Source organism: Cognaticolwellia aestuarii, from assembly GCF_002000025.1.
Taxonomy (GTDB): domain Bacteria; phylum Pseudomonadota; class Gammaproteobacteria; order Enterobacterales; family Alteromonadaceae; genus Cognaticolwellia; species Cognaticolwellia aestuarii.
Genome location: NZ_MUZV01000012.1, coordinates 80850 through 92973, shown reverse-complemented (window position 1 = coordinate 92973; position 12124 = coordinate 80850). Strand labels below are relative to the sequence as shown.

Below are 12124 nucleotides of genomic sequence, written 5' to 3'. Positions count from 1 at the left end.
ACGTCACTCGCATACAGGCGGTGTTTCACCTGCTAAGTTTGAGGAAGCGTATTTTTCTGAGTTAGAAACTGTCTAGTGAAAGCTGGGAAGTCCAATTCTTTGCTCTTTATTTTTTAGGATTATTTTTCCTTTCATTTCGAGCATTCACCTTTTTGATATTATCTATTTTAGCGTTTTTCCCTTGGTCAGATATTATACATATTTTCTTCTTTCTGTCAATCACTCTAAAGTTACCCGAAGCGGCTTCTTCAGGAGAGAGCCATGTATGTTTGGGGTATTGTGCCTTCATATCCTTTTGCACTTCACGATAACTGCCTTGCCAAAAAGCCACCAAATCTTGGGTCACTTGAATGGGGCGTTTAGCCGGCGATAGAATTTCAATAATCAAGGGCACGGCAGTATTACTTGCTTTATCACCAACCGCTGGCGTTTCAGTTACTCCGTATAGCTCCTGCATAGGTAAAGATACAACTGGGGCTTGCTCTAAACTATAGCGAATAAGGCATTTTCGCCCTGTTGGGCCGATAAAAAAAGTTGGTGCTATTTTTTTAAACGCTTGCTGTTGTTGATAACTTAATTGATTTAATAATAATGCAGAAAAATCAACTTTATCAAGTTGAGCTTTCGTTGTGATATCGGTTAAATAAGGCCCTAACCATTGCTCTAAATTAGCCAGTAAAACCGCGTCATTTACTTCAGGAAATAGTAAGTGCCTTTGCGTACTCGTTAGCCAGCGCCAACGTAACAATAATTGTTGGCTACTATCATCAAATTTTAGCCACTGCAGACCTTTCTTACGTATTTGCTGACACCAACAGGCGACTAACAATTCTTCGGCTATTTTTTCTGAGCTATTTTCTTCTTTAACAACTAAAGCTCCAAGCATTTGATGCTGGGCGAAAATGACGCGGTTAAGTTGTTGATCAAATTTCAAATGTGTTTTGCTTTGTGTTTTAACTACCCCCCAAGCCATTGCTTGTGATAAATCAAACTCTGCTGCCAACGCTATGGCTAAAGTATGTCGGCGCTGAAATAACTGTGCAGCAATAATGAATGTCTTGTTCGCCAAGGCGTCCGACTCACTCATGAGCACACCTTTACCATAAGCCGTTAAGTAATCACCTTGGTTATTTCTTTGCTTCGCTATGCGCTCTGGGTAAGCGTTCAGTAATATTAAACCACAATGCTGTATTGGTAATTCATTAACAGTTATACAAAGACTAGAGCTCAACTTAACTTGCGGCGACGTTTGCTTAGCATTCTTAATGATGACTTGGTTATTCGCTAAACGAAAAAATCGCTGTGCTTGCACAATAATACGTTGATGATGTGATTTTTTCGGTTGTTGGCAAAGTAGCATAACTCGGTGAGCAATATCACAATCATCTGTACGTTGTTGCGAATTAAAAATATCACGCTCTTCTAATAGAGCCGCCAGTAAACAAGCCAAAGATAATAAATGCAAAATTTCTTGCTGCTGCTCTAAATGCTGCGCCCTTAACAGCATTTTGGCAAACCTCGGATGACAGGGGAAAACGGCCGCTTTTTTACCATCTGGTGTTAATTGTTTTTGTTTTGTCAGCAAATCTAGTTCAATTAATTCTTGCCAAGCGAGCTGTTCACGTTTGCTATCAGGCATTTCAATCATGGGAAGTTGACTGCAATCACTAGCTCCCCACCTTGCTAACTCTAAAAACATAGGCAATAAATCCGCCTGCTGTATCTCACTCGTACTTTGTTCACTCCTGCGTTCAAAATCATCTTTACTAAATAAGCGTAGACAATGACCGGCTTGTAAGCGCCCAGCCCGTCCGGCACGTTGAATGGCAGAAGCTTTCGCAATACTGCGCTGGGTCAGCTTATTACTGAGAGTTTGCATGTCATAAATCGCGACATTTTCTAAACCTGTATCAATAACAAGATTAACACCTTCAATGGTCAAACTTGTTTCAGCAATATTTGTCGCAAGCACTAATTTATTTTTACCATTTGTTGCAGGTGCAATAGCCTGTTGCTGTTGAGCAAGTGCTAAATCACCATAAAGCGGACAAAGCAACATTGATTCAGGCATAAAACTCGGCAATTGCTCCGCTAAATAGCGAATATCACCGGTTCCCGGTAGAAAAACCAATATTGAGCCTTGATGTGAATTAACGATTGATTTTAATACACTCAGCGCATGCTCTCGCCATAGCCTAGCCTGCGTTGGTGCTTGATAGCTGATCTCAACCGGATAGCTTCGCCCTTTACTTTCTAGGCAAATAGCATCGGGCAACTTTTGTATTATGCTTTCAGTAGCCAATGTTGCCGACATCAGCAAAACCTTTAAATCATCACGTAAACCTAATTGCACGTCGCGCGTTAAAGCAAAAGCTAAATCAGCATTAAGTGAGCGTTCATGAAATTCATCGAACACCACTAAGCCACAACCAGCTAGCTCGGCATCGTGCTGAATTATCTGAGTTAAAATTCCTTCGGTGATCACTTCCAAACGGGTATTTTTCGACACTTTACTTTCATTACGTAAGCGGTAACCGACGGTCTCACCAACAGGTTCGCCAAGCTGCATCGCAAGGTAACAAGCAATATTCTTCGCGGCAATTCGCCGTGGTTGCAATAGGTATATTTTTTTCCCAGATAAACAAGCTAAGTCTAATAACCATAAAGGCAAGCACGTTGACTTACCGGCCCCAGGTGGTGCAGTTAACAGTATTGTTTGATGTTGGTTGAGAGTATTGATGACATCATCTTTTATCTCATCAATAGGGAGTTGCTTGGCCGACAGTGTCATAAATTATAAAGCGTTATATTAAGTGTAACTATTTTATGAATGTCATATTATCATAACAATGCCATGATAATTATCGCTAATAATAGCGGTGTATAGCCAGAGGCGAATCCACCAGCTTGCGCCAGAGTAACTGATAACTGAACAGTGCTGCAATAATGCTACTTAAAGGGCAACAATGAAAAAAAGAATGTTTATAGCCTTAGATATATACCCAAGCCACTTGAAAATGCAGGATTCAGCAAGTCGAAAAAGGGTTAGCACCAAGGCATTGATTGAAAGGAATGGTTGTTCCATTGTAAAATCAATAACGCCGGAGATGACCCTTTATCGCCTTGCCCTGCGGGAGCTAAGCTAGAAAATCAGTGCAGCGTTGCAGCACTTGATAAGGGAATAACCATTATCTGCGTGCTGTGCCTTGCGCTGATTTCCTAGCTTAACTCTGAAGCTGCATTTTCAAGCGGTTTGGGTATATCTAACGATGATAAATTTAAAGTGGCGCAATGGCGTGACCAACATTTGCCTTTGGCATTCAAAGCCATACCTGCTGAAAATTTTCATATTACCTTAGTATTTCTTGGACTCATAGATAACTCACAACAAACCGATATAACACAGTCGATTAACCAGCAACGTGATAGTATTCGAACATTGTTAGCGCCCGTTTTAGAGGCGCATAAAACCCTGTCTATCGGGCTGTCGGAAATAGGCTACTTTAAAGCTGCAAAAGTGCTGCATGTTATGCCGTCAGTTTGTCCTGAATGGTTAATACGGTTAAATGCAACTATTGTTGCATCTTGCCATGAAAGTGCAATAGCGATAGAAAACAGAGCTTACCAACCTCACTTAAGCCTTTATCGTAAAGCGAAGTTTGATGCTTCTGAAACCTTATCAACACGACAAAAAACCACCACTGTGCAAAACATTTGCATTAATAGTTTTAGCTTATATCACTCATATTCCACTGACTTAGGTGTCGTTTATCAAGCCGTTAAAACGTGGAAAATAAACTAATATTGGACTTTATTAAAATACATGCTTACTTGGCAAAAGCACAAAATACTGTTATCAATTACTACCTCGTTTAAAATGGAGTTGAGCAATGGAGAGAATTGTAGAAGACAATTATTCAATAGCAGCGCAAACAAATATTTTGCAAGTTGAAGTTTTTGGCCCGTTTAACGGCCAAGTTACCGAAAAGTACATAGAAGATATGTATGGTGCCTGCGAACAATTCTCTGGTGAACCTTGGGGGTTATTAATCTCATTTTACGGTAATAGTGTTTTTTCGCCGGAAGCTGAAGCAGCATTAATAAAGGTTAATAAGTACCGCGTTAAACATGGGCTAATTGCGAATGCCAGTGTATTGATTGATAGTAACACCGCTGATATTCAACAGCTGCAACTTAGAAGAATTTATCAAGCATGTAATATTACCTTTTATGTTTTTAGCGATATTAGTAATGCGCAATCTTGGTTAGAGCAGTTTTTGCAACAAACACCGGATGATTAACTTGCTTGGTAACATTAACTAAAAAAGCTGAGACAATCTCAGCTTTTTTAGTTACCAATGCTTAACCTGCATTAGCGAATTTTATAGACTTACACTGACTTAAACTCAACAAAGTCAACGCGCTTTAACATTAGTCATCAGCGCAACTAGATTAATGCTGAGAAATTAAATCAGCAATAGTAGCAATACCTAAGCCTGTTGCACCTGCAGCCCATAAGCTAGAATCATCAGCATTGTATGCGGCAGCTAAATCAAAATGTAACCAACCGGCTCCTTCATTACCGACAAAGCGTGATAAGAACCCAGCGGCATTGCTTGCACCACCTGCACCACCACCTTTTTGTGTGCGGCTATTGGCGGTATCAGCAAATACCGATGGACATTTATCCTGATGCCAAGGCTCTAGAGGAAATTGCCAAATAGCTTCGCCTGTCGCGCTTGCTGATGCTTGAGCTTTTGCTGCCGCTTCATTATCTAATGCAAATAGTGCTGAATAATCACCACCTGTCGCCATCACAGCAGCGCCTGTTAAGGTGGCTGCGTCAATGATCATTGGCGCGCCCGTTTCACTTGCTGCCATCAAGCCATCAGCCAGCACTAAGCGGCCTTCAGCATCAGTGTTGGCAACTTCACAAGTAACACCATTTTTATAAGTAATAATATCGCCAAGTTTATACGCGTCATTGCTGATCATGTTTTCAGCACAGCATAGGTACAATTTAACGCGTTGATCTAAGCCTTGCTTGATAGCTAATGCTAAAGCACCGGCGACAACAGCAGCACCGCCCATATCACACTTCATATCAAACATGCCGGCGCTACTTTTAATGCTGTAACCGCCACTATCAAAAGTTATACCTTTACCGACTAAACATGCAGCAACTTGCGCATTGGCATCAGCTGTAGGGTTAAAATCAACTTCCAGTAAACAAGGTTGGTTAACACTACCTTTACCAACGTTATATATGCCCATCCATTGTTGTTCTAGCAACTCTTCACCTTGTATAAGGCGAGTAGTAACATGTGCAGGAGCAAGGTTAGTAATATAATCAGTTGTCAGCTCAGCAAGCTTCAATGGATATAATTCAGCAGGTGTTTGATTCGTTAAATCACGGCTCCAAGCGTAAACCGCTAATTTATTATTTAAGCGTTCAATTAACGCTGGCTCACCACAAAAACTGATATTTTCTAGTTTATCAACGCAGCTAAAACCAAGCGCAAAAGCCCATTGGCTAGCTTCATCCCAACCATCGCCGCTCAGCAAAGCATGTTCAATATCTAGTTTTTCTATTTTACGCGCTGCCATTTGAATCTTTCGTAATCGATACGTCGCGTCTTGAGGTAAGTAAATAGCAATACTGTCAGTTGCAATTTGGATAGTTTTTCCTTGCTGCCAACCTTGTGCATGGTTATTTGTTGTCAATGTTATTGATACTGGAGCAGAATTAGCTGTTGTCATGTTCTCACCTTTACATTTAATTTAAGCTAATAGTTTACACTATGCCGGCAAATAATTAACCTATAGCTATGATATATCAACTACTATTTATATGAACTTTATACTAGCGCCAAGCACACTCATCAAACGTTATAAGCGCTTTCTGGCTGACGTCATAATTGAAGATGAGCAACATGTTAAAACAGAAATAACCATGCATTGTGCTAATACTGGCGCTATGACCGGATGCGCTGAACCCGGAGATACTGTCTGGTACAGTACTTCTAACAATTTAAAGCGTAAATACCCTAACAGTTGGGAGCTCACTTACACACAAGCACAGCATTGGATTTGTGTTAATACCATACGGGCGAATCAACTCGCCGAGGAAGCTATTGCTCAAGGTTGTATTAAAGAATTTAGCCAACACACCCAACTAAGAAGAGAAGTAAAATACGGCGATGAAAATAGCAAAATTGATTTTCATCTTTATGACGAGAACAACCGAGAAACCTTTATTGAAGTTAAAAGTGTCACTTTGTTGGATGCAGAGCAAGGTTACTTTCCTGATGCTGTAACTCAGCGCGGGCAAAAACATTTACGTGAATTAATGGCAATGGCTGCACAAGGACATCGAGCCGTACTTTTATTTGCTGTGTTACACTCAGGTATTAATAATGTAAAACCCGCTAGCCATATTGATGCAAAGTATGCAGAGCTGCTGCTTGAGGCAAGTCAGCAAGGCGTTGAAATAATGGCTTACAAAGCGACATTTTCACAAGAAAATCATCAATTCAAAATAACATTAACAACTAAAGTGCCAGTGCTGCTTTAAACAATAAAAAGCAAATAGAGACGATAAAGATTGACCTTATAGTGAAAAGCTTGTAAAAGAGCTTGCTTATAATTTATTGTCGCCTTAGATAACGTTTAGACACAGCAATATTTTTAACATTATCAAGAAATATTATCGATTAAGCCTTGAATTTAATATTAGCAAACACAATATATGAAAAATATTTCAGGTCTAATTAAATTGGCAGTTGCAACCAAGCGATAAAGTTACAAGAAGTAACTACTTTTTATCGATTTAGGTCTAGTAGCATTAGGAGAATTAGCATGCCAACACACAAAACATTAGGTATTTTAGCATTAGCAGGCGTTAACCCTTACGTTGAAAAACCTAACGAAGAATACATGAACGAAGCACAACTAGAGCATTTTAAGAAAATTCTAGATGCTTGGCGTGTACAACTTCGTCAAGAAGTTGATCGTACCGTAACACATATGCAGGATGAAGCAGCCAACTTCCCTGATCCGGTTGACCGTGCGGCTCAAGAAGAAGAGTTCAGTCTTGAATTACGTACACGTGACCGTGAACGTAAACTGATCAAGAAAATTGAAAAAACACTGCAACTTATCGAAGATGACGATTTTGGCTTTTGTAACTCTTGTGGAATTGAAATTGGCATTCGTCGCTTAGAAGCTCGTCCAACGGCTGATCTTTGTATTGAATGTAAAACGCTACAAGAAATTAAAGAACGTCAACTAGCCGGTTAAAAACCGCCTTGTTGGAGTTTATCAAACCTTTGCGACCTGGTAATGCAAGCCATTACCGTGGTCGCTTTGCTCCTTCCCCTTCCGGTTTATTGCACTTCGGTTCTTTGATTGCTGCACTAGCAAGCTATCTCGATGCCAAGCATAACAACGGTCAATGGCTGCTCAGAATTGAAGATATTGATCCTCCTCGAGAGCGAGCAGGCGCCAGTAGTGAAATACTAAACACTTTAGAAGGCTATGGACTACATTGGGACGAAAACGTTCTCTATCAAAGTCAGCAAAGTGAAATATATCGCCAAGTTTTAGCTGAACTAACCGAGCAAAAACTGAGTTATTATTGTCGTTGCACTCGGGCGCAGATAAAAGCGCAAGGTGGTATCTACCAGGGACAATGTAAAAACCTCACACACCCCGCCAGTAACAGCGCTACTCGTGTTAGCAATACCGTCGGAATTTCACGATATAATGACCTGATCCAAGGCCAAGTTAATTGTAGCCCTGAACTAGCTCATGAAGATTTCATTGTTGTCCGCAAAGATGGCCTTTTTGCTTATCAATTAGCGGTTGTTGTTGATGATATTTATCAAGGTATAACCCATGTTATTCGAGGTTGTGATTTACTTGAACCAACGGCAAGGCAATTAAGTTTTTATCAAATTTTACAGTGTAATGCCCCGAAATTTGGCCACTTCCCGCTTGCTGTCAGCAAACCGGGCTTTAAGTTAAGCAAGCAAAATAGCGCACCAGAAATTGATAAAAAAAATCCCATACCGTCACTTTTTTCGGCCTTAGTGTTTCTTGGTCAGCAACCACCCGATGACTTATTAACGGCAAATGTTGATGAGCTTTTAACTTGGGCAATCAATCACTGGTCAATGGCGCAAGTGCCAAAAGCACAAGAAATCGTTTTATAACACGCTTGATTGCGAATAAACGCCGACTTTTCACACGGTTTGCATTCTCTTTTCTCTTACACTGTTATATCATTGCGCGAGAAATTTAACGAAAAATTAGGGTCCAACATTATCAAAAGCGTGATCAATTTGTGTAAAAAAGTACTCGGAAAAGCACGAAAAAAAAACTCTACTCTGCCATCATTTGAACAGCCTAAAATACTTTCTCGTGATCAGCACCCTGTATCTAGAAAACACATCAGTCATAATGCTTTAAAAGTATTGTACCGCTTGAACAAAGGAGGCTATGACGCCTACTTAGTTGGCGGTGGTGTTCGTGATATCTTATTAGGCTTAGAGCCGAAAGATTTTGATATTGCCACCAATGCGACTCCTGAACAGATTAAAGCTTTATTCAGAAATTGCCGACTGATCGGCCGCCGCTTTCGATTAGCTCATATTGTTTTTGGTCGTGAAATTATTGAAGTTGCCACTTTTAGGGGCCATCACGACAACAACGAAGAAAATAGCTGTCAAAAAATATCCAAGCAAAGTGAAGATGGCATGCTACTGCGCGATAATATTTATGGCAGTATTGAAGAAGACGCTGAGCGCCGTGATTTCACCATCAACGCACTGTACTATTCAGCTAAAGACTTTAAAGTTTATGATTTTGCTAATGGTGTTGCAGACGTATATGCCAAGCAAATTCGCCTAATTGGTGATCCTGAAACACGCTACCGTGAAGATCCGGTGCGAATGTTACGTGCAATCCGTTTCGCTACTAAATTAGATATGGAAATTCACGCCGACTCCAAAGCCCCAATAAAGTTGCTTGCGCCTTTAATGGCTAACATTCCACCTGCACGTATGTTTGAAGAATTTTTAAAGTTATTTATGTCTGGTAAAGCTGTAGAAAATTTTCAGTTATTGCGTGATTACAGCTTATTTCAATATTTCTTCCCTGCCGTAGATCAACAACTTAATCAGCAATCTCATCCCTATTTAGCTGATTTTATTTGTTTAGCAATGAAAAATACCGATCACCGTGTTAATAATGATCAACGCGTTACGCCGGCATTCTTATTTGCCGCTATGCTTTGGTATCCAATGCAAGAACAAATACAACGTTTAAACAGTGAAGCACAACTGACACCACAAGACGCCTTTTTCGGGGCATTGAGTGAAATAATGTCAGAGCAACAGCGTAGCATCGCCATACCTAAGCGTTTTCAAGCGGTAATGAAAGACATTTGGATTTTACAAGAAAAGTTAGTTCGTCGAGATGGTAAGCGCGCCTTTAAAGCACTAGAGCATCCTAAGTTTAGAGCGGGATATGACTTCTTATTATTGCGCGCTGAAATTGAGTGCGCTAAAGACAGCCAGTCAGAGCAAGCTACATCATTACAAGAGCTTGCCAAATGGTGGGGAGATTTCCAAGCATGTAACGCAGATACCCAGCAAGTAATGATAAAAAGTATCGCGCCAAGCAGGAATGGCCCTCGTCGTACCACACGTAAGCGAAGAAAACCGCGTGTGAAAAATACAAGTAGTGACGCATAATGGCACTAGCCTATATAGGCTTAGGCAGTAATTTAGCTGATCCGCAAGCCCAAATCATAGCGGCATTAAAGCAGTTAGCCCTGCTTGAGCATTGCTTGATTAGTGATGTTTCTTCTTTATACTTTAGCCGACCTATGGGGCCGCAAGATCAGCCTGATTACATGAATGCTGTGGTGGCAATAGAAACAAGCTTAAGCCCTATTGAGTTGCTCGAGCAGCTGCAAAGTATTGAAAATAAGGCCGGACGAATACGTAAAGACAATCGCTGGGGTGCACGGATATTAGATTTAGACATACTCTTGTATGATCAACAAATGATAAATACCGAGCGTTTAACTGTCCCGCATTATGGTTTAAAACTTCGCGAGTTTGTTTTATTACCTTTGGCCGAAATAGCAAAAGAGCTGACTTTACCTGACGGTGATAGTGTTAAAATTCTTGCTCAGCAAATTGAAAAAAATGGACTAAAAGTTCATAGTAAATTACGTTAGTATAATAACTCTAAAATTAGCAACGATTAACGCTGCATCATAAAAATGGAATAAACATGGCTAAAATAACCACCGCCACTTTACAAAAAATGAAGCATCAAGGTGAAAAAATCACTACGATTACCGCTTATGATGCGAGTTTTGCCAAAATATTCGATCAAGCAGGCATTCATGCAATATTAATCGGTGACTCATTAGGTATGGTATTGCAAGGCCATGATGACACGCTACCCGTTGATATTGAGCATATGGCTTACCATACACAATCAGTAAAACGTGGCGTTGAAAATACCCTAATAATCGCAGATATGCCTTTTATGAGTTATGCCACAACTGAACAAGCTTACGCTAATGCCACTAAATTAATGCAGGCTGGTGCTAGTATCGTAAAATTAGAAGGCGGTGAATGGTTAAAAGGCACAATTAAGGGCTTAGTTGAACGTGGTATTCCTGTTTGTGCACACTTAGGGTTAACACCACAATCGGTTAACGTTTTTGGTGGCTTTAAGGTCCAAGGCCGAGATAATGCTAAAGCGCTAGAAATGATTGAAAATGCTAAAGCGCTTGAAGCTGCTGGCGCACAATTATTAGTGTTAGAATGTATTCCAAGCAGTTTAGGTAAAGCCATTACCGAAGCGGTTTCTATTCCTACAATTGGCATAGGCGCCGGTAAAGACACTGACGGACAAATTCTTGTTATGCATGATGCCTTAGGCATTTCATGTAGTTACATGCCGAAGTTTTCACGTAATTTTTTAATCGATACCGGCGATATTAAAAAAGCTATCGAGCTTTATATTGACGAAGTCAGTCAAGGTAATTTCCCCGGCCCTGAGCATATTTTTAAATAACCTAAGTCGATTTTTAAATAAATTAAGCAAATATTTCATTGCTCACTTAACAGGGTTAAGTGCTTTCAACATTGAGTAAAAAGTAGAATACTGATGCAAACAATTGAAGAAATTTCGACTTTACGTAACGAAATTAATCTTTGGCGCCAACAAGGTTTCAAAATTGCCTTCGTGCCAACAATGGGTAACTTGCACCAAGGGCATATAGCCTTGGTAGAAAAAGCCAAACAAACGGCTGATAAAGTAGTGGTTAGTATTTTTGTTAACCCAATGCAGTTTGGTATGAATGAAGATATTGATAACTACCCTCGCACTATGGCGGCTGATCAAGAAAAACTCTTAGCCGGTGGTTGCGATTTACTCTTTATCCCCACACCTGCCACTATTTACCCTAAAGGCTTAGACAAGCAAAGCTATGTTGAAGTACCAAATGTCTCTGATGGTTATTGCGGTGAAAGTCGCCCAGGACATTTTCGTGGCGTAGCAACCGTTGTTTGTAAACTATTTAATATCGTGCAGCCAGACATTGCTTGCTTTGGCTTAAAAGATTATCAGCAAGTACAAGTTATTCAAACCATGGTGGAAGACTTATCAATGCCGATTGAGATCATGCCAGTAGAAACCGTTCGAGAGGCCTCTGGTTTGGCATTAAGCTCACGCAATAGCTATTTAAGCGCAGAAGAAAAGAAAATAGCACCGGCGCTAAGTCAAAATATTCAGTGGCTAGCAAAAGCGATTCAAAATGATAATGATTTTATTGGTTTAGCTAAAAAGGCCGCTAATTATATTGACAATGCCGGTATGAAAACAGATTACATTCATATTTGTCATGCCCGCACTTTACAGCCCGCAAGTGAGGACGATAAGGAGTTGGTTATTCTTGCCGCCGCTCATTGTGGTAAAGCAAGGTTAATTGATAATCTACGCATCAGCCTAGCTTAAACGTTTATTATTGTTGGTGATTGTTGCCAGCTAGCAAAAAAAAAGCGACTCATCTCGTAGAACTTTATTTCTAGTGATCGTCGCT

The 12124-nt window shown here is 40.3% G+C and carries 11 protein-coding genes; 9 read left to right on the top strand and 2 right to left on the bottom strand.

Annotation, left to right across the window (positions count from 1 at the left end):
• Nucleotides 1–106: 106 nt before the first annotated feature.
• On the bottom strand, nt 107–2791 hold the full coding sequence (hrpB, locus tag B0169_RS16545) for an ATP-dependent helicase HrpB (RefSeq protein ID WP_077287843.1): 2685 nt from the start codon (nt 2789–2791) through the stop codon (nt 107–109).
• Nucleotides 2792–3253: 462 nt separating this feature from the next.
• On the opposite strand from hrpB, the gene thpR reads away from it, so the two are divergent.
• Nucleotides 3254–3802 (top strand): RNA 2',3'-cyclic phosphodiesterase, encoded by a 549-nt coding sequence (gene thpR / locus B0169_RS16540; RefSeq protein WP_077287841.1) that lies wholly within the window; start codon nt 3254–3256, stop codon nt 3800–3802.
• 88 nt (nt 3803–3890) lie between these two features.
• A complete protein-coding gene (locus tag B0169_RS16535) occupies nt 3891–4301 on the top strand; it encodes a hypothetical protein (protein ID WP_077287839.1) in 411 nt (136 codons plus the stop codon).
• 151 nt (nt 4302–4452) lie between these two features.
• Here the strand turns inward: B0169_RS16535 and pepB are convergent, their stop codons facing one another.
• The gene (gene pepB / locus B0169_RS16530; protein ID WP_077287837.1) at nt 4453–5760 is read right to left on the bottom strand and encodes an aminopeptidase PepB; all 1308 of its coding nucleotides are present in this window, start codon (nt 5758–5760) and stop codon (nt 4453–4455) included.
• A gap of 91 nt (nt 5761–5851) precedes the next feature.
• Here pepB and sfsA point away from each other — a divergent pair, with 91 nt between their 5' ends.
• The 7 genes from sfsA to panC all read left to right on the top strand — a co-directional run bounded on the left by sfsA (nt 5852) and on the right by panC (nt 12039).
• On the top strand, nt 5852–6574 hold the full coding sequence (gene sfsA, locus B0169_RS16525; protein ID WP_077287835.1) for a DNA/RNA nuclease SfsA: 723 nt from the start codon (nt 5852–5854) through the stop codon (nt 6572–6574).
• Between the two features lie 284 nt (nt 6575–6858).
• Complete coding sequence (gene dksA / locus B0169_RS16520; protein ID WP_077287833.1) at nt 6859–7299, top strand: RNA polymerase-binding protein DksA; 441 nt, start codon at nt 6859–6861, stop codon at nt 7297–7299.
• Between the two features lie 20 nt (nt 7300–7319).
• Nucleotides 7320–8213, top strand: a complete 894-nt coding sequence (gene gluQRS / locus B0169_RS16515) for a tRNA glutamyl-Q(34) synthetase GluQRS (protein ID WP_077287860.1) — start codon at nt 7320–7322, stop codon at nt 8211–8213.
• A gap of 120 nt (nt 8214–8333) precedes the next feature.
• The gene (gene pcnB / locus B0169_RS16510) at nt 8334–9755 is read left to right on the top strand and encodes a polynucleotide adenylyltransferase PcnB (protein WP_412842146.1); all 1422 of its coding nucleotides are present in this window, start codon (nt 8334–8336) and stop codon (nt 9753–9755) included.
• On the top strand, nt 9755–10246 hold the full coding sequence (gene folK, locus B0169_RS16505) for a 2-amino-4-hydroxy-6-hydroxymethyldihydropteridine diphosphokinase (RefSeq protein WP_077287831.1): 492 nt from the start codon (nt 9755–9757) through the stop codon (nt 10244–10246). The genes pcnB and folK overlap by 1 nt, the downstream gene beginning before the upstream one ends.
• Before the next feature lie 56 nt (nt 10247–10302).
• Nucleotides 10303–11097: a 3-methyl-2-oxobutanoate hydroxymethyltransferase gene (gene panB, locus B0169_RS16500; protein WP_077287829.1), complete on the top strand. Its 795-nt coding sequence runs from the start codon at nt 10303–10305 to the stop codon at nt 11095–11097.
• Nucleotides 11098–11190: 93 nt separating this feature from the next.
• A complete protein-coding gene (gene panC, locus B0169_RS16495) occupies nt 11191–12039 on the top strand; it encodes a pantoate--beta-alanine ligase (protein WP_077287827.1) in 849 nt (282 codons plus the stop codon).
• The last annotated feature ends 85 nt before the right edge of the window (nt 12040–12124 follow it).

Coding starts and splice junctions, on each gene's coding strand:
- hrpB (WP_077287843.1), bottom strand. CDS start 2,791: ATGACACTGTCGGCCAAGCAACTCCCTATTGATGAGATAAAAGATGAT.
- B0169_RS16535 (WP_077287839.1), top strand. CDS start 3,891: ATGGAGAGAATTGTAGAAGACAATTATTCAATAGCAGCGCAAACAAAT.
- pepB (WP_077287837.1), bottom strand. CDS start 5,760: ATGACAACAGCTAATTCTGCTCCAGTATCAATAACATTGACAACAAAT.
- sfsA (WP_077287835.1), top strand. CDS start 5,852: ATGAACTTTATACTAGCGCCAAGCACACTCATCAAACGTTATAAGCGC.
- dksA (WP_077287833.1), top strand. CDS start 6,859: ATGCCAACACACAAAACATTAGGTATTTTAGCATTAGCAGGCGTTAAC.
- folK (WP_077287831.1), top strand. CDS start 9,755: ATGGCACTAGCCTATATAGGCTTAGGCAGTAATTTAGCTGATCCGCAA.
- panB (WP_077287829.1), top strand. CDS start 10,303: ATGGCTAAAATAACCACCGCCACTTTACAAAAAATGAAGCATCAAGGT.
- panC (WP_077287827.1), top strand. CDS start 11,191: ATGCAAACAATTGAAGAAATTTCGACTTTACGTAACGAAATTAATCTT.